The sequence below is a fragment of the Leptotrichia sp. oral taxon 847 genome, assembly GCF_001553645.1.
Classification (GTDB): Bacteria; Fusobacteriota; Fusobacteriia; order Fusobacteriales; family Leptotrichiaceae; genus Leptotrichia.
Genome location: NZ_CP014231.1, coordinates 1645831 through 1663708 on the forward strand (window position 1 = coordinate 1645831; position 17878 = coordinate 1663708).

Here is a 17878-nt window from a genome sequence, read left to right on the forward strand (position 1 = left end):
TAAATGATTCATTTTACAAACTAAAAAAGGTTATTTTTTTGTAGGTGCAGTTGTTGTAGTCTTATTTTCTATTAAATCCTTTGGGTATGATTTGTCATTTGTAAAAGCCCAAGAACCGTTGTAAAAATAGTTACCATCGTTATTGACTAAATTTTTTCCAGCTTTTAAGTGCATAAATTTATATTTTTTTAAATAGCTTTCAACTTTGTCTTTATCTTGAATTAAGATTCCAATTTTAACATTTTCATAGTTTTCACCATCAAATACGCAGTTTTCAAAGTCAATATCAACACGGCTGTCTTTTTCATTAATTTTTTTATAATCTCCATGTGATTTTGGGACTTTACAGTAAGAATTTTTTTCCAATTTTGCAGTTTTTTCATGATTCTTTTCAGCGAAAGTTGCAAAAGAAAATAAAATTAACATTGCTAATATACCTTTTTTCATTTTAAAATTCCTTCTTTCTTTGTAGATTTTTTATTATAACATCTGTTATATATGTAATTATATCAAATTTTTCAGGTATTTGCAATGATAATTTAAAAAAAGAAAAAAATAAGATGAAATCAATAAAAAAATAGTAAAGACAATATTAATTTATCATTACTATTTTTGAACTTTTTAACTGAAAAACAGCTGTAAATCGTTTTCAACGGTAGTTATACCAGTTAACCCAAATTGCTCGTTTAATAAACTTGCAACATTTTTTGAAATAAATGCTGGTAAAGTCGGACCGATGTGAATGTTCTTAACACCTAAATAAAGTAACGCAAGTAACACAATTACGGCTTTTTGTTCGTACCATGCGATATTAAATTCAATTGGTAAATCATTTATATCGTTTGCATTAAAAATTTCTTTTAATTTTAGTGCTACGACTGCCCAAGAATAAGAATCGTTACATTGCCCGGCGTCAAGAACTCTAGGTATACCATCAATATCTCCCAGATTTAATTTGTTATATCTGAATTTTGCACATCCTGATGTTAAAATTACGACATCTTTTGGTAATTTTTTTGCAAATTCAGAATAATATTTTCTTGTTGTATGTCTGGCATCGCATCCACTCATAACTATGAATTTTTTGATCGCTCCTGATTTTACTGCATTCACAATTTTGTCAGCAAGGGCAAATACTTGTCCGTGTGCAAATCCACCTGTGATTGTTCCATTTTCAATTTCAGTCGGTGCTTTACATTTTTTTGCTAATTCTATAACTTCGCTAAAATCAATTTTTCCATTTTTGTCGGCTTTTAATTTTTTCCAGCCTGGTAGTCCTGTTGCGTTTAATGTAAATATCCTGTCGTTGTATGTTGCATTTTTTTTAGGGGGAACCAAACAGTTTGTGGTAAATACGACGGGACCGTTGAATGTTTCAAATTCTGTTGTCTGATGATACCAGGCATTTCCATAATTTCCTACTAGATGTTTGTATTTTTTTAATTCAGGATAGTAATGAGCTGGCAGCATTTCCGAATGAGTGTAAACATCAATTCCAGTTCCTTTGGTCTGTTCCAAAAGCTCTTTTATGTCTTTTAAGTCGTGTCCAGAAATCAAAATTCCAGGATTTTTTCCAACTCCTATATTTACTTTTGTCATTTCAGGCGTTCCAAAAGCTGAATTGTTCGCTCTGTCTAAAAGTGCCATCACATCTACGCCAAATTTTCCTGTTTCAAAGACAAGATTTGTAAGTTCTTCGGCGCTTAAGTCGTTATCTTCGGTCGCAACTAGTGCTCTTTCAAAAAAGTCATAAATTTCATTACTTTCAAATTTTAAGTTTAGTGCATGAAAGCCATAAGCAGAAAGTCCTTTTAAGCCATATAGAATTATTTCTCGGAGTGAACGGATATCTTCATTTTCTGTTCTTAAAACGCCAACTTCACGAGCTAGGTCTACTAAATCACTGCTTTCATCGAATTCAAAAGTGGCAAGTTTTGAGCCTTCAAATTTAGAATCAAATGGAATTTTTGAATTTTCCAATTCTTTTGCTAAAAATTTTCTTAATTTTATACCTTCATGAATGTATTCCTTGATTTCTTCTCCATCAAAGTTCGCATTTGTTATAGTTGAAAAAAGTGCACGATATAAATATTCGTTTACATTTTTGTAAATCTTTTTATTTTTTCTGAGTTTATTAGAATAAAGTGCAACTCCTTTTACAACAAAAATAAGCACGTCCTGTAAGTTTGAAACTTCGTCATTTTTCCCGCAGACTCCCATAACTGTGCAACCTTGATTTCTACTTGTTTCCTGACATTGAAAACAAAACATATTATTCATAATTTTCTCTCCATTTATATTTTTTTGAAATATTTAATTTTAAAATCTCCACAATTTTTAAAATTAATTTTTTTATTTCAACAAAAAAATTATACTACAAATAATTAATAAATTCTGTAACTTATATCACACTTTTTAAATTTTTTAGAAAATATGTATTTTTAGATATGTTTGATAGCCAAAGTTTTTTTATTTTAAAAAGGGGGTACCCCCCTTGCTTAATAATTATTTTTTTAAATATTTTTTTACAATTTCTCTGTCATCGAAATGAATTTTTTCTTTTCCAATTATTTGATAAGTTTCATGTCCTTTTCCAGCGATTAAAAGGCTGTCCCCTTTTTGAAGCATTCCAATACCTCTTTTTATCGCTCTTTCTCTATCAGCAATAATCAAATATTTGTCAAACGGGTAGTCGATTTGAACAAGTCCCTTTTCAATTGCAGCTAAAATTGAAATCGGATTTTCTGTTCTAGGGTTATCGGAAGTCAAAATTATAAAATCACTGAATTTAGCGGCAGCTTTTGCCATTTTAGGTCTTTTTTCGTGATCTCTATCACCACCAGCACCAAAAATTGTAATTACTTTGTTGTCGGTAATTTTTTTCAAAGTTTTTCCAACATTTAAAAGTCCATCATCTGTATGAGCAAAATCTACAACAATTCTGGCTTGTAAATTGTTTTTTATTGTTTCAAATCTTCCCGGAATTGAAGAAATGCTTGACAATTTTTCTAGAATGTAGTTGATATCAATCCCCATTGATAAAAGGACGGCAACGCACCCTAAAATGTTGTAAAGGTTGTAATCTCCAATTAGACTTACTTCTACTGTGTATTCTGTTTCTTGCAAGACAGAATTGATTTTTTCAAAATAATTTTTTACATCAATTTTTATTTTCATTCCATCATTTGTGTAATTGATAATTTCTCCGTAAACATCGGCATTTTTATCGTTTTTTGAAAATGTAATATAACTTCTTCCCCGATTATCTTCAAATATTCTTTTTCCATATTCATCGTCAATATTTATAATTCCAGCACCATCATCTCTTAACAACGTAAATATTTTTTTCTTGGCATTAAAATAGTTTTCCATAGTTTTGTGAAAATCCAAGTGATCTTGAGTTAAATTTGTAAAAATTGCACCATCAAATCTTAACATATCCACCCGTCCAATTTGAAGAGCGTGAGAACTGACTTCCATTATAAAGTACTTTGCTCCCATTTTCACACTTTTATCTATTAATTTTATTAATTCAAGTGATTCTGGAGTTGTGTTTACAGTTGGGAAGTTTTCGTTTAAAATACGGTTTCCAGTAGTTCCTATTCGAGCGGTTTTTTCTAGGATATTTTCCAAAATGAAACTTGATGTAGTTTTTCCGTTTGTCCCAGTGACACCAATTATTTTTATTTTATTTTGTGGAAAATCATAAAAATTTGAAGCAATAATTCCCAATTTTTTTCTTATATTTGAGATGAAAACAAAAGTAACATTTTTTGAATTTTCATATCTTTCAGGATTTACCATTTTTTCAACAACAATCATTTTTGCACCTTTATCAATAGCACTTTGAATAAATTCGTGACCGTCAGTAGCGCTTCCAATCATAGCGATAAAAACAAAGTCATTTTCTATTTTTCTGGAATCATATTCTATACCTTTTATTTCAAAAGTTTCACCTTCATGAAAAATTTTGTAGTCTACATTTTCAAAAATTTTATACATTTATTATCATCTCCTATGTTTATTTTGTTCAAAAATCTTAATTCTGCTTTTATTATACCACTTTTATTTATTTTTTTTAAGTTCAAAAATTTTTTTCTTTTAATTGAAGTAAAATATTAAAAAAAGTCAAATTATATCATTTTATTTATTTTGTAGTTTTTTTATTAATTTTTTTATATTTCGATGGTTTAAAAATTTTAGGGGCAGATTTTTTAATTTCAAATTTTTTAGGTTATTTTTGATTACAAGATGTTATTTTGTTTAATATTATTTTTTTATTTTTTTACATAAGGGGAAAGGACCGCCATTTCCCCTTATAATCCCCACGCTCGTCTAAGCATTTTTTTGAAGCAAAGCCGAAACTCGCACTAAACGTGCTCAAACAGTCGTCTTTACTCCAAAAAAATCACGACACCTTTTGTATAATAGTAAAATTTAAACCGTCGGAGCATTTTTATGTGCTGACAAAACTGTCTGAGCGTAAGCGAGTTTTTTGGCAGTACATAAAAATGTCGAAGACTAGCCGGGGTGCAGGGGTGCGGCGATGAGCACTTCTGCTTAAAAAATAAAAAAATATTTTAGTAACTTTCTGGATTGAATGAAAAACTTAAAATAAGATTTTTTATTTACCCCTAACTATTTTACTCTGTCTTTATATTTCTTTTTTATTGAAAAATAATAAAAAAAATTGTAGAATATGTTAAACGAAGAAGGAGAAAATTTATGAATTATGAAAAATACAAAACTTTAAAAGAAAGATTTCTTAAATATATAAAATTTGAAACAAGATCAGATGAAAATAGTTTTTCTATTCCGTCAACACCTTCTCAAATTGAATTTGCAGAAATGTTAAAAACTGAGTTAGAAAAAATAGGACTGGAAGATGTTCACATAGATAAAGCCTGTTTTGTGATTGCAAATCTTCCATCTAATACTAATAAAAAGGTATCAACAATAGGGTTTATCGCTCATATGGATACAGCGGATTTTAATGCAAAAAATGTAAATCCCCAAATTTTTAAAAATTATGACGGAAATGACATTTTGCTAAATGAAAATTTGCAAATAACTTTATCGCCAAAAGAATTTCCAAATTTGAAAAATTATGTGGGAAAAACTTTAATTACAACTGATGGAACAACACTTCTGGGAGCGGATGACAAAGCTGGAATAGTTGAAATCATTGAAGCTATGAAATTTTTGATTGAGAATCCCCAAATTAAGCATGGAAAAGTAAAACTAGCTTTCGGACCAGATGAAGAAATAGGTCGAGGAGCGGATAATTTTGATGTAAAAAAATTTGGAGCAGATTATGCTTACACGATGGATGGAGGACCTGTTGGAGAACTTCAATACGAATGCTTTAATGCGGCACAGGCAACTTTTGAAATAAAAGGAAAAAGTGTACATCCAGGAACGGCAAAAAATAAAATGATCAATGCAAGTCTTGTGGCAATGGAAATTGCAAATAGTTTTCCAGAAGAAGAAGTGCCTGAAAAAACAGAAGGTTATGAGGGATTTTATCTGCTTGAAAAAATGACTTCAAATATTGAAGAAGCAAAAATGTCATATATTTTGCGTGATCACGATAGTAAAAAATTTGAAGCAAAAAAAGAATTTGTAAAAGAGGTTGCAAAAAAAATAAATGAAAAATATGGCAACAAAATTGTAGAAGTTAAGATAAAAGATCAGTATTATAATATGCAAGAAATTATAAAAAATCATATGAATGTTGTAGAAATCGCTCAAAAAGCTATGAAAAATGTTGGAGTTGAGCCAGTGATTGAACCAATTCGTGGGGGAACAGATGGTTCAAAAATCTCGTTTATGGGACTTCCAACTCCGAATATTTTTGCAGGTGGAGAAAATTTTCACGGAAAATATGAATTTGTTGCACTTGAGAGCATGATTTTGGCGACTGATGTCATTGTGGAAATCGTCAGATTGAATGGAGAAGGGGGAATAAATTAAATATAGTAAAATTTTAATTTAGTTAATAAAAAAAATATTGAAATTCTGGTAAAAATTGTGATAAAATAATATAATATAAAAAATAGGACAAATCGTGATGAATTAAAAGTAGGAGGAAAGAAAAAATGGATAAAAAAAACAAAATTGTAATTTCTGAAGGATTGACATTTGACGATGTACTTCTCATTCCACAAGCGTCAGAAGTAGCGCCTAATCAAGTTGTGTTAAAGACAAAGCTGACTAAAAGTTTGGAATTAAATGTGCCAATTTTGAGTGCCGCTATGGATACTGTAACAGAATCAAAGCTTGCAATTGCTATTGCAAGAGAAGGTGGAATCGGGTTTATTCATAAAAATATGACGATTGAAAGACAAGCTGAGGAAGTGGCAAGAGTCAAAAGATATGAGAGCGGAATGATTACAAATCCTGTTACATTGCGTCAAGATGCCATTTTGGAAGATGCTAATAAACTTATGAGAGAGTATAAAATTTCAGGACTTCCAGTAGTTGATGGCGAAGGGAATTTAAAAGGGATTATTACAAATAGGGATTTAAAATATAGAGAAGATTTGTCATCTAAAGTTACAGAAATTATGACAAAAGAAAATTTAATAACAGCGCCAGTTGGAACTACACTAGATGAAGCAAAAACAATATTGCTTCAACATAGAATTGAAAAATTGCCAATTGTGGAAGGAACAAAACTAAAAGGATTAATCACGATAAAAGACATTGACAATGTAATAAATTATCCAAATGCCGCAAAAGACAGTCAAGGACGACTTCGTGTGGGAGCGGGAGTTGGTGTTGGACCTGATTCTGTAAGAAGAGTTCAAGCTTTAGTTGAGGCGGGAGTTGATATAATTGCGGTGGATTCAGCTCATGGGCATTCAAAAGCGGTTATAAATAAAATTAAAGAAATTAGAGAAGCTTTTCCAAAATTGGACATTATCGGTGGAAATATTGTTACGAAGGAAGCCGCACTTGATTTGATTGAAGCTGGAGTAAATGCAGTAAAAGTTGGTGTTGGACCTGGCTCAATCTGTACGACGAGAGTTGTGGCAGGAGTAGGAGTTCCACAAATTTCAGCAGTTATGGATGTTGCCGAAGTTTGTAGTGAAAAAGGAATTGGAGTAATAGCAGATGGTGGAATTAAATTGTCTGGAGACGTGGTAAAAGCAATTGCAGCTGGAGCGGATTGTGTAATGCTTGGTGGAATGCTTGCTGGAACTGATGAAGCGCCGGGAGAAGAAATCTTGTACAACGGAAGAAAATTCAAAACTTATGCTGGAATGGGATCACTTGCGGCTATGAAAAGAGGAAGTAAAGATAGATATTTTCAATTGGAATCAGCCACAGAAAAATTAGTTCCAGAAGGAATAGAATCAATGGTTCCATATAAAGGTGCCTTAAAGGATACAGTTTACCAAATTTGTGGAGGACTTCGTTCAGGAATGGGATATTGTGGGACACCAACAATTGAAGATTTGAAAAAAAATGGAAAATTTGTGAAAATAACAGGAGCAGGACTTAAAGAAAGTCATCCTCATGATGTAATTATCACAAAAGAAGCACCAAACTATAATAATTCAAATAAATAAAATAACATAGACTGTCTTAGCCATAATTTTTTAAGATAGTCTAAAATTTAAAGCTAGAGAAAATTTTGAAAGGAAAAAAATGAAAAGATTAAAAAATTTAGTTGTTTTTTTAGTGATAGTTTTTGGAATGAGTAGACTTTCTTATTCTTATGAAGATTATTACGAAAAAGTTTACACTGTAAAAGTTTCCAAAGGAGATATTTTTAAAAAGTTGAATGCAACAAAAAAGCAACAGAAAAAATTAGAAAAAATATTTGACAAATATCAAAATAAAGCAAAAGACGTTGAAAAAGAGTTAATAACATTTGAAGAAAAAAAGAAAAAATTGGGAAAATTGAAACACAAAGATATGAAGAAATCGCAAAAATATTGACAAATGAGCAGTTAGAAGAATATAATTCTTACATAAATTCAAAAAAACAGTCTTTTAATGAAAAAATTGACAGAATTAAAAAGCTCGAAGACAATGTAAATTTATCAAATGAACAAAAAGCGAAAGTGTTAAAATTTGAACGTGATTTTAAAAGAAATGTAGAAAAATTAAAGAATGACAGATTAAGTTTAGAAATGTTTACACAAAAGTATGAAGAGTTAAAACAAAAAAGAAATGAGCAAATTCGTTCAGTTTTGACAGATGAGCAAAATAAATATTTTAGTGAAAATTAAAAAATAACGGAGTAGATTTAAAAAATTTACTCTATTTTTTAATTTAATTAATATTTTCACAAATTCTGCTGTCATTTAATTGAGGATTCAGTTTTAAAAAAAATAAAAATAATCTTGATTTTTTTTATTGTATTTGATAAAATCAAAGTATGAAAAAAGTATTGGAGGGATTTTATGGTTGGAAATGTAAAAAGTGAAATTGGAGTATTATTTTCAAAAGATAATTTCATGTTAGTTAAAAAAGAATTAAAAAAAGGTGAGAAAGTTGAAAAACATAATCATGAAAATGAAGAAGTTGTTTTTACAGTTTTAAAAGGAAAAGTGGAAGTATTTTTAAACGAAAAAGAAAATCATATTTTGGTACCGGGAGAAATTTTGCAATTTGATGGAATAAACTTTATAAATGTAGTTGCAATAGAAGATTCTGAATTCAGTGTTACGCTTATAAAAAAATAGATGGATTTATTTTGGATAAAGATAATTGGTATAATAACAATGTTTATTGACCATTATCACTATGTGATTGGTGGAAATCAAATACTTAACGTAATTGGAAGAATTGCTTTTCCAATATTTGCATTTTCTCTTAATGAAGGTTACTTTCACACAAGTAATTTAAAAAAATATTTAGTAAGATTATTTACTTTTGCAGTAATTATACAAATTCCTGCAATTTTATTTAATCTTTATTATCCTGTAAATATATTTTTTACTTTATTTTTTGGATTACTTGCGGTTTCTATTGTAAATTTAAAAAATAAATTTAAAATTCCAGTATATGCTTTTATTTTATTAAAAATATTTTTAATATTTTTTATTTTTTACGTAACTAAAAAATTCGATTTTGATTACGGAATATACGGAATTTTATTAATTTTGGTTTTTAATATTTTTAGAAACAATAAATTATTTTTGCTTTTAGCGTTTTTTTTATTAAATTTGGCAGTTATAATTTTTCCAAATGTTTTCGGACTATTTAAAATACAGTTTTTTTCAATATTTTCATTGATTTTCATATTTTTTTACAATGGAAAAAGAGGCAAAAGTTTAAAATATTTTTTCTATTTATTTTATCCGATACATTTTTTAATTTTAGAAGGAATAAATTTCTTTCTTAAGAAGTTGTGATATGAAAAGTGAAAATTGAAATAAATAAGGTGGTAAAATGACAAAAAAAGAAAGATTTGACAAAATATTTCCAATATTGAAAAAAAAATTTGGTACAGTAAAGGCTGTGTTAAATTACGAAACACCATTTCAGTTTATGATAGCTGTTATACTTTCAGCACAATGTACGGATGCAAGAGTAAACATTGTTACAAAAGAATTATTTAAAGTGATAAAAAATCCTTGCGACGTTAGGAAAATGGATATTAAAACGCTGGAAGAGTATATTAAATCAACGGGATTTTTTAGAAATAAAGCCAAGAATATAAAATTAAATGCTCAAATGTTGAAAGAAAAATATAACGACAAGTTACCAAAAACGATGGACGAGTTGTTAGTTCTTCCAGGTGTTGGGAGAAAGACAGCAAATGTCATATTGGGAGATTTGTGGAATATAAGGCAAGGAATTGTCGTAGATACACATGTTAAAAGACTTTCAAATTTAATTGGATTTGTTGAAAGCGATAATCCAGAAATAATTGAAAAGGAACTCGTAAAATTTATTCCAAAAAAATATTGGTTTGAATACTCGCACTATTTGATTTTGCACGGTAGAGATAAATGCGTAGCCAGAAGACCAAAATGTTTGGAATGTGAAATAAATAAATATTGTAAACATGGACAAAAGTTAATTAATAAATAAAGATTGATAAATAAAAAAAGAAAGGAAAGTAATGTTTAGTAAAACAAAAAAAATTTTAATTTTAACAATATTTTTTGCAGTTCTGTTGTATGGGGAAGGAGAAGGAACGAGTGAAAAGCAGGACAGCGGTAGTAGTAAAAGTGAAGCAGTAAAGGTGGTGAAAAGTAGTTTAGATGAAATAGAGCAAGCAACAAATCGTGGAAACAGCACTCATAAGTACTCAAAAAAATCATCAAAACATAATAAAAAACATAAAAACAAAAGTGAGTGGAATTCCAAAAATTCTAAAAATACATCTTCGAAAGTATCAGATACATTAAATGGCAAAGGTAAAAACTCAAAATCCCAGACAGATTCTTTGACAAAATCGAAAAAAAATGTGAAAATTGTAAAAGCGGTAGAAAAAGAAAAAGAAGGGGAGTCAAAGTATAACGGAAAAGTCCTAAAATTTATAGCAACAACAGATGGAAAAGTGATAAAAGATGAAGCTTCAAGACAAAAGCATCCAATTGCTTCGCTTACAAAAGTTATGAACATTATGGTTGCACTTGACCAGATTGACAAAGGAAAGGTGAGTCTGAATGATAAAGTTTGTTTTACGCCTGATATAGTAAATACAGGCGGAAGTTGGTTAAATGCAAAAGCGGGGGATTGTTTTTCATTAAGAGATTTACTTCGTGCGGAAATAGTTTACTCTGCCAATAACGCAGCTTATATGGTTGCTTATCATATTGGAAAAGGAAATCTTGACAATTATGTGAAACTTATGAATGAAAAAGCAAAAGAATTTGGAATGAAAGATACCCAGTATTTCACGCCAGCAGGACTTCCGACTTCGATGACAAAAAAACAAATGGATATGTCAACAGCGCATGATATGTATTTATTAGGGCGACAAGCGATTAAAGATGAAAGACTTAGAGAATGGATGAGTGAAAAAGAGCTTGACTTATTAAATGACAAAGGTGAGGAAGTTGTTTATAACAATCGTAATCATTTGCTGGGTCAATTTGGAGTTTTTGGACTTAAAACAGGATTTCATGAACAAGCTGGATATAATATGATAGTTTCCAGTAAGATAGGAAATCTTGAAATAATTTCAGTTTCGCTTGGAAATAAGAGTGATGTTGAGAGAACAGAAAGTCAGAAACAGGAATTTTATGCGATAGAAAAAAATCTTGTGCCAATTTACAAGGCGGGACAAGTTGTAGCAAACAAATTTAAAATAAAAGATGCTGTAAAGAAAGAAATTACTGGAATTTTAGCTGAAAATGTGTATCAATTGGGAAATACGGACTATAAATTTGAAGTAAAAGATTTAAAAGTTACGGCAGAAAAAGATGGAATTTCAAAAGGAGATGTAATCGGGAAATTACAAGTTTTGTCAAATGATAATAAAGTTGTAAATACAATTGATATAGTTGCAACCAATAATTACAAACAGTTGTCATTACTTGGGAAAGTTTTAAGATTTGTAACTTTTGGAATGGCATAAAACAAAAAAATCACACTTTTAAGAATTAATTTAAATTTAATATTCTTGAGAGTGTTTTTTTGTGCAAATTATTAAAAAATATGATAAAATTATAGTGCTATTTTTCATATTGAATAGTAAATTTTTTATCAAGGGGACAAGACTCTTTGTCATAAGTAAAGTATAGTTTTTATCTATTAAATGAGTTTTTAGTATAAATTAAAAAAGGGAGAAAAATATGAAGATATTGGGAGTGATACCAGCAAGATATGCTTCTACAAGATTTGAAGGCAAGCCATTAAAAGATATAAATGGAAATCCAATGATTGAATGGGTTTATAAGCGAGCAAAAAATGCTAATATTGATAAATTAACTGTTGCAACTGACGATAAAAGAATATTTGATGCAGTTAAAAAATTTGGTGGAAATGTGGTTATGACTTCAAACAATCACAAAAACGGGACTTCGAGAATAATTGAAGTTATAAATAGAGAAAAATATAAAGATTTTGATTTTGTAATAAATATTCAGGGGGACGAGCCTTTAATAGATATTAAGTCTATAAATATTTTGGCTGATAATTATAGAAGCCAAAAGTCTGAAATTATTACATTAAAGCAAGAAATTATTGAAAAAAGTGATATTTTAAATCCGAATGTCGTAAAAGTTATTACGGATTTTTATGATAATGCAATTTATTTTAGTAGACTTCCAATTCCATTTGAGCGGGGAAAAATACAAAATTTTAAATATTATCGACATATTGGGATTTATGGATATACGACAAAATTTTTAAATGAACTTAGTAATTTGAAAGATGGAATTTTGCAAAGAATGGAGTCGCTTGAACAGTTAAAATTTATGGAAAATGGTTATAAAATAAAAGTTTTAGAAACGGATTCCAAAGTTATTGGAGTTGATACAAAAGAGGACTTGGAAGAAGTTATAAAGTTTGTTAAAGAGAATAACATTGTTTTAAAATAAAGTAATTTATTGACTAAATTATAGATTTTAAAAAAATTGTTGCGTTTAGTGTTGTAATTTATAAAATAAGAATTTGGAAGTGGTAAATATGTTAAATGGAGTAATGATACAATATTTTGAGTGGAATTTAGCTGATGATGGAAAACATTGGGAAAGACTAAAAAATGATGCCGCTCATCTAAAAGAAATTGGAGTTTCAGCAGTTTGGATTCCTCCTGCCTATAAAGGGACTTTTTCAGGAGATGTTGGATACGGTGCTTATGATTTGTGGGATTTGGGAGAGTTTAATCAAAAAGGAACTGTGCGTACAAAATACGGAACAAAAGAAGAACTCATTGATGCGATTAATGAACTTCATAAATATGGAATAAATGTCTATTTGGACGCTGTACTTAATCATAAAGGAGGTGCTGACGAAACAGAAAGATTTTCGGTAATAGAGGTGGATCCTGAAAATAGAAATGAAGAAATTTCAGAACCAAAAGAGATTGAAGGATGGACAAAATTTACTTTTCCTGGAAGAAATAAGAAGTATTCTGAATTTGAATGGAACCATACTCTTTTTAGCGGAGTTGACTATGATAATTTGACAGGAAAAAATGCAATTTATAAAATTGTTGGAGAAAATAAAGGATGGGCAGAAAATGTAGATTCTGAACTTGGAAATTATGACTATCTTATGAATGCCGATGTGGATTATTCACACCCTGAAGTGAGAAATGAAATTATAAACTGGGGAAAATGGGTCGTGAATGAATTAAATCTCGATGGATTCAGAATGGACGCTGTAAAACATATAAGCGGAGATTTTATCAAAGAATTTTTAATTGAAGTAAGAAAAGTTTATGGAGAAGAATTTTATTCTGTCGGAGAATATTGGAAAGATGACTTGGATACTTTAAAAACTTATTTGGAAAATATAGGATATGAAACTGATTTATTTGACGTGGGACTTCATTTTAATTTTCACAAAGCTTCGGTGGAAAAAGAAAATTATGATTTGACAACAATACTGGATAATTCAGTGATGCTTATGGATCCAATTAAAGCGGTAACATTTGTGGATAATCACGATTCGCAAAAAGGAAGTGCTCTGGAATCTGAAATAGAAAGTTGGTTTATTCCACACGCCTATGCGATAATATTACTTTCTGAAAAAGGTTACCCATGCTTATTCTACGGAGATTATTACGGCGTAGGAAACAATAAAAGTCCGCACGGATGGGTGATAGATAAACTTCTTTATGTGAGAAGAAATAATGCCTATGGAGAACAGATAAATTATTTTGATGATCCAAATATAATCGCCTTTTACAGAAAAGGTAGAGAAAATGAAATAAATACAGGATGCGTGGCTGTTTTGTCCAATAATGAAGCTGGAGAAAAAGTAATTGAAGTTGGAAAAGATAGAATAGGACAAGTTTGGGAAGAAGTTACAGGAAGTGGATTTGAAGACGTGGTAATTGATGAAGATGGAGCTGCCGTATTTCGTGTTGAAGCACAAAAAATTTCAGTTTGGGTACCGAAAAAACAATAAGAAATATGAAAAAATATAAAATAAAAAAATAAAATTAAAGGAGAAAAAATTATGAAAAAAATAAAATTAGTACTAATGTTGTCAATATTAGTCGGAGTAATTAATTCATGTACAGCGGTTGCACTTGGAGCTGGAGCTGTTGCTGGAGGATATACTTGTACGAAAACGAATATTTGTAAAGATTTAATAAATAAAAAAAATAATACTAGAAATATTCAAAGTACTCAGCCAAAACCAAAATCGTCAGGTACAAATGAGAGTGGATTATAAAACTACAGAAAGGAGAAGTTACAAAAAATGTAGCTTTTTAAAGTATGAAAAAACAGAATAAAAGAGAAGAAATTTTAGAAGATATACAAAGAATAGTAATAAAAGTGGGAACTTCTACGTTAACTGATGAAAATGGACAGCTGGATTTGCAAAAAATGAAAAAAATAGTTGTAGAAATCAGTAATCTTCAGGATAAAGGATTTGATGTGATACTCGTTTCATCTGGAGCAGTTGGAGCTGGAATGGGTCTACTTGAAATTGAAGAAAGACCAAAATTACTCTCAGAAAAGCAGATGTTATCAGCAGTTGGACAAGTGACACTTATGCAGGTGTATCAGACTTTTTTTAAAAAGTATGACAAGCTCATTGGACAACTGCTTTTGACTAAAGAAGAATTTTCAGACAGAAAAAGATATTTGAATGTAAGAAATGTGTGCAATGCTTTTTTAGATAGGAAAATAATTCCCGTCATAAACGAAAATGACGCAATTGTTTCGGATGAATTGAAATTGAAAGTGGGAGATAATGATACGATGTCAGCGTTAGTTTCAGGATTGATTGATGCGGATCTACTCATTATTTTGTCAGATATCGACGGTCTTTATAACAAAAATCCTAGAAAGTATGAAGATGCCAATTTAATTGAAATTGTTGGTGATATAAGCGAAGATATAAAAAATATGGCTGGTGAAAAAGGCTCAAAATTTGGGACAGGTGGAATGATTACCAAAATAATGGCTGCGGAAATGGCAACAAAAATTGGGACAAATCTTGTGATTGTAAATGGAGACGATCCAAGAAATATCTCAAGAGTTGTGGAAAAAGAAAACATTGGAACGTTATTTGTGAGAAAGAATAAAAAAATTAGCGCTAAAAAATACTGGCTTGCTTATGGACCAGATAAAAAAGGTGAAGTTGTAATTGATGAAGGAGCGGAAAAAGCTTTACTTTCAGGAAAAAGTTTACTTCCAATAGGAATAAAATCAGTTTTTGAAACATTTGACAGAGGTGGAGTTTTGGAAATAAAAAATTCTAAAAATAAAATTATTGCAAATGGAATTTCAAATTATTCGTCGGATGAAATCGAGCTGATAAAAGGTCAAAAAAGTGAAGATATTGAAAAGATATTAGGTCATAAATATGACAACGTAGTGATTCATGCGGACAATATTGTTCTGATTGAAAATGTATAAATTTAATTTTAAAAAATTTATTAATATTTAGATATTAAAAAATTTTTGGGGTCAGAATAAAATGACTTTGAATAATTTTTAAAAAATTATTAATAAATTGAAATGGGAGAAAAAATTATGAATGAATATATTGAAGAAATGGGTAAAAAAGCAAAAATTGCATCACAAAAACTTTTGACACTTGATACAAAAACTAAAAATAATGCGCTTCGTGCCATTGCGGATGAAATAATTGAAAAAAAAGAAGAAATAAAAGCGGAAAATAAAATTGATTTGGAAAATGGGAAAAAGATGGATCTTAGTTTTGCGCTACTTGACAGAATGGAATTGACAGACGCTAGAATTGAAGGGATGGCGCAAAGTTTGAGAGAAATTGCAGCATTTACCGATCCGATTGGAGAGATTTTAACTGGATGGAATCACAAAAATGGGATGTCGATTGCGAAAAAAAGAGTCCCACTTGGCGTGATTGGAATGATTTATGAATCAAGACCAAATGTTACGATTGATGCGGCAGGGCTATGTTTAAAATCTTCAAATGCAGTAATTTTGAGAGGTTCTGAAAATGCAATAAATTCAAATATTTATTTGAATAAGTTATTTAATGAAGTTGGGAAAAAAGCGGGAATTCCTGAAAATTCAGTTCAGTTGATTGAAAAGCCAGAACGGGAATTGGTAAAAGATATGATAACTTTAAATGAATATATTGATGTTTTGATTCCAAGAGGTGGAAAAGGTTTAAAAAAATTTATGATTGAAAATGCGACAATTCCTGTAATTGAGACAGGAGCTGGAGTTTGTCATATTTTCGTTGATGAAAGCGCAGATATTGAGATGGCTTTACCAATAATTGAAAACGCAAAAACTCAAAGACCAAGCACTTGTAATTCGATTGAAACGGTTTTGGTTCACAAAAATATTGCAAATAAAATATTGCCAAAATTGACGGATATGCTGATAAAAGATAAAGTAGAGCTTAGATACAGTAAAGAAGCTCTTGACATTGTGGGAAACAGAAATGATGTGAAATTGGCTCAAGATGAAGATTTTGGGGCGGAATACTTAGATATGGTGATGTCGCTAAAATTGGTGGACAATGTGGAAGAAGCAATCCATTATATCAATGAATACGGTACACATCACTCGGATTCGATTATCACCAAAAATATTGAAAATGCTGAAAAATTTTTGAATGAAGTGGATTCAGCAGCGGTTTATTTGAATGCGTCAACTAGATTTTCTGACGGCGGAGAATTTGGATTTGGTGGAGAAATCGGAATTTCTACACAAAAATTACACGCTCGTGGGCCTATGGGAGTGAGAGAATTGACTACGACTAAGTATGTAATTCGTGGAAATGGGCAAATTAGAGAATAAAAAATTTTTTGTGTAAAATATTGAAGTCAGAATATAAAAAATTTTGATTATTAAAAGTTTAGATTTTGTAATTAAGAATTATGAAAAAGGAGATTATTGTGAAAAATAAGTATTTTAAAATTTTGATTTTGTTAGCTTTTTTTATGTTAACTTTTGAAATTTTTGCTGAAAGTCAAGAAGAAATTATGAGAGTTACAAGGCAAGAATTAAAAGATTTGAAGATAAATGAAAAATCACTTGAAAAAACTTTTGAAGGAATTAAAATGCAGGAAGTAGATTTTTCTAAGTCAAAAAAACCATTTGAAGAAGCAGTTCAATTAGATGGGAAAAATTATCTTGCAATGCTTTATATTGGAACATACGAAAGAATGATTAATAAAGATAGTAAAAAAGCAATCGAATATTATCAAAAAGCAATAAAATTAAATCCAAAAAATCCTAGACCTTATAATAATATGGCAATCGCATATGCGTATTTAGGTGATAAGAAAAAATCTAACGAAACAATTCAAAAAATTATGTCGTTGTTTCCTGAATATCCAGAAGGTTATTATCAATGGGCTTTGAAATTGGCAGATGAAAAGAAATATTCTGAAAGTACTGAATATATGAAGAAAGCAATTGAAAAATATAACAAGATAAAAAAACTTGATTATTGGTATATAACTCAAGATGCAAAAGAACATTATATTATGGATGCACAGAAAATAATCATATATAATTATTTAGATCAAAATAAATTAACTGATGCAATAGACTTTTTCAAAGATGATATTTTCTTTAAAATGAAAGAAAATGGATATCCCGATGTAGATAAGTTATTGGTTGCGATGTATGACAAAAATGAGAAACTTTATAAAAATAAAAATTCTAAATTGTATAAAGAAAATTTTGAAAAATTAAAATCTATTGAATTTACAGGGCTTTTGATTAAAGCATACGATGATATGAAAACTAAAGACAAAAAATAATATGTGAAAAGTTAAATTTAT

The 17878-nt window shown here is 29.6% G+C and carries 17 protein-coding genes; 14 read left to right on the forward strand and 3 right to left on the reverse strand.

Annotation, left to right across the window (positions count from 1 at the left end):
* Nucleotides 1–30: 30 nt before the first annotated feature.
* The 3 genes from AXF11_RS07700 to AXF11_RS07710 form a co-directional block, all read right to left on the reverse strand.
* Entirely contained in the window at nucleotides 31–447 is a 417-nt protein-coding gene (locus AXF11_RS07700; RefSeq protein ID WP_068156705.1) for a MarR family transcriptional regulator, read from the reverse strand.
* A gap of 174 nt (nucleotides 448–621) precedes the next feature.
* Nucleotides 622–2280 (reverse strand): hydroxylamine reductase, encoded by a 1659-nt coding sequence (hcp, locus tag AXF11_RS07705; protein ID WP_197416819.1) that lies wholly within the window; start codon nucleotides 2278–2280, stop codon nucleotides 622–624.
* 225 nt (nucleotides 2281–2505) lie between these two features.
* Nucleotides 2506–4002 (reverse strand): UDP-N-acetylmuramoyl-L-alanyl-D-glutamate--2,6-diaminopimelate ligase, encoded by a 1497-nt coding sequence (locus AXF11_RS07710; RefSeq protein ID WP_068156712.1) that lies wholly within the window; start codon nucleotides 4000–4002, stop codon nucleotides 2506–2508.
* A gap of 723 nt (nucleotides 4003–4725) precedes the next feature.
* Here AXF11_RS07710 and pepT point away from each other — a divergent pair.
* The 14 genes from pepT to AXF11_RS07775 all read left to right on the forward strand — a co-directional run bounded on the left by pepT (nucleotide 4726) and on the right by AXF11_RS07775 (nucleotide 17857).
* A complete protein-coding gene (gene pepT, locus AXF11_RS07715; protein WP_068156714.1) occupies nucleotides 4726–5973 on the forward strand; it encodes a peptidase T in 1248 nt (415 codons plus the stop codon).
* A 125-nt stretch (nucleotides 5974–6098) separates the two neighbouring features.
* Entirely contained in the window at nucleotides 6099–7574 is a 1476-nt protein-coding gene (gene guaB, locus AXF11_RS07720; RefSeq protein ID WP_068156718.1) for an IMP dehydrogenase, read from the forward strand.
* A gap of 79 nt (nucleotides 7575–7653) precedes the next feature.
* Complete coding sequence (locus AXF11_RS10895; protein WP_231724678.1) at nucleotides 7654–7947, forward strand: hypothetical protein; 294 nt, start codon at nucleotides 7654–7656, stop codon at nucleotides 7945–7947.
* On the forward strand, nucleotides 7944–8240 hold the full coding sequence (locus tag AXF11_RS10900; RefSeq protein ID WP_231724679.1) for a hypothetical protein: 297 nt from the start codon (nucleotides 7944–7946) through the stop codon (nucleotides 8238–8240). The genes AXF11_RS10895 and AXF11_RS10900 overlap by 4 nt, the downstream gene beginning before the upstream one ends.
* A gap of 174 nt (nucleotides 8241–8414) precedes the next feature.
* Nucleotides 8415–8696: a cupin domain-containing protein gene (locus AXF11_RS07730; RefSeq protein ID WP_068156721.1), complete on the forward strand. Its 282-nt coding sequence runs from the start codon at nucleotides 8415–8417 to the stop codon at nucleotides 8694–8696.
* Entirely contained in the window at nucleotides 8697–9368 is a 672-nt protein-coding gene (locus AXF11_RS07735) for a TraX family protein (RefSeq protein ID WP_068156723.1), read from the forward strand.
* A 37-nt stretch (nucleotides 9369–9405) separates the two neighbouring features.
* Nucleotides 9406–10050, forward strand: coding sequence for an endonuclease III (nth, locus tag AXF11_RS07740; protein WP_068156726.1), 645 nt, complete (start codon nucleotides 9406–9408; stop codon nucleotides 10048–10050).
* 31 nt (nucleotides 10051–10081) lie between these two features.
* The gene (locus AXF11_RS07745; RefSeq protein ID WP_068156729.1) at nucleotides 10082–11545 is read left to right on the forward strand and encodes a D-alanyl-D-alanine carboxypeptidase family protein; all 1464 of its coding nucleotides are present in this window, start codon (nucleotides 10082–10084) and stop codon (nucleotides 11543–11545) included.
* A gap of 217 nt (nucleotides 11546–11762) precedes the next feature.
* Complete coding sequence (gene kdsB / locus AXF11_RS07750) at nucleotides 11763–12509, forward strand: 3-deoxy-manno-octulosonate cytidylyltransferase (RefSeq protein WP_068156732.1); 747 nt, start codon at nucleotides 11763–11765, stop codon at nucleotides 12507–12509.
* An 88-nt stretch (nucleotides 12510–12597) separates the two neighbouring features.
* Complete coding sequence (locus AXF11_RS07755) at nucleotides 12598–14046, forward strand: alpha-amylase (protein ID WP_068156735.1); 1449 nt, start codon at nucleotides 12598–12600, stop codon at nucleotides 14044–14046.
* 51 nt (nucleotides 14047–14097) lie between these two features.
* Nucleotides 14098–14316 carry a hypothetical protein gene (locus AXF11_RS07760; protein WP_068156738.1) on the forward strand — a complete coding sequence of 73 codons (219 nt, stop codon included), beginning with the start codon at nucleotides 14098–14100 and terminating at the stop codon, nucleotides 14314–14316.
* A gap of 44 nt (nucleotides 14317–14360) precedes the next feature.
* Nucleotides 14361–15509, forward strand: coding sequence for a glutamate 5-kinase (gene proB, locus AXF11_RS07765; protein ID WP_068156740.1), 1149 nt, complete (start codon nucleotides 14361–14363; stop codon nucleotides 15507–15509).
* Nucleotides 15510–15626: 117 nt separating this feature from the next.
* Nucleotides 15627–16886, forward strand: coding sequence for a glutamate-5-semialdehyde dehydrogenase (locus AXF11_RS07770; RefSeq protein WP_068156743.1), 1260 nt, complete (start codon nucleotides 15627–15629; stop codon nucleotides 16884–16886).
* Nucleotides 16887–16984: 98 nt separating this feature from the next.
* Nucleotides 16985–17857, forward strand: a complete 873-nt coding sequence (locus AXF11_RS07775) for a tetratricopeptide repeat protein (protein WP_068156746.1) — start codon at nucleotides 16985–16987, stop codon at nucleotides 17855–17857.
* The last annotated feature ends 21 nt before the right edge of the window (nucleotides 17858–17878 follow it).

Excerpts from the sequence above, each read along its gene's own strand:
- nth (WP_068156726.1), top strand. The coding sequence starts at position 9,406 with ATGACAAAAAAAGAAAGATTTGACAAAATATTTCCAATATTGAAAAAA.
- guaB (WP_068156718.1), top strand. The coding sequence starts at position 6,099 with ATGGATAAAAAAAACAAAATTGTAATTTCTGAAGGATTGACATTTGAC.
- AXF11_RS07755 (WP_068156735.1), top strand. The coding sequence starts at position 12,598 with ATGTTAAATGGAGTAATGATACAATATTTTGAGTGGAATTTAGCTGAT.
- proB (WP_068156740.1), top strand. The coding sequence starts at position 14,361 with ATGAAAAAACAGAATAAAAGAGAAGAAATTTTAGAAGATATACAAAGA.
- AXF11_RS07770 (WP_068156743.1), top strand. The coding sequence starts at position 15,627 with ATGAATGAATATATTGAAGAAATGGGTAAAAAAGCAAAAATTGCATCA.
- AXF11_RS07745 (WP_068156729.1), top strand. The coding sequence starts at position 10,082 with ATGTTTAGTAAAACAAAAAAAATTTTAATTTTAACAATATTTTTTGCA.
- AXF11_RS07710 (WP_068156712.1), bottom strand. The coding sequence starts at position 4,002 with ATGTATAAAATTTTTGAAAATGTAGACTACAAAATTTTTCATGAAGGT.
- kdsB (WP_068156732.1), top strand. The coding sequence starts at position 11,763 with ATGAAGATATTGGGAGTGATACCAGCAAGATATGCTTCTACAAGATTT.
- AXF11_RS07760 (WP_068156738.1), top strand. The coding sequence starts at position 14,098 with ATGAAAAAAATAAAATTAGTACTAATGTTGTCAATATTAGTCGGAGTA.
- AXF11_RS07730 (WP_068156721.1), top strand. The coding sequence starts at position 8,415 with ATGGTTGGAAATGTAAAAAGTGAAATTGGAGTATTATTTTCAAAAGAT.
- AXF11_RS10895 (WP_231724678.1), top strand. The coding sequence starts at position 7,654 with ATGAAAAGATTAAAAAATTTAGTTGTTTTTTTAGTGATAGTTTTTGGA.
- AXF11_RS07700 (WP_068156705.1), bottom strand. The coding sequence starts at position 447 with ATGAAAAAAGGTATATTAGCAATGTTAATTTTATTTTCTTTTGCAACT.
- pepT (WP_068156714.1), top strand. The coding sequence starts at position 4,726 with ATGAATTATGAAAAATACAAAACTTTAAAAGAAAGATTTCTTAAATAT.
- AXF11_RS07735 (WP_068156723.1), top strand. The coding sequence starts at position 8,697 with ATGGATTTATTTTGGATAAAGATAATTGGTATAATAACAATGTTTATT.
- hcp (WP_197416819.1), bottom strand. The coding sequence starts at position 2,280 with ATGAATAATATGTTTTGTTTTCAATGTCAGGAAACAAGTAGAAATCAA.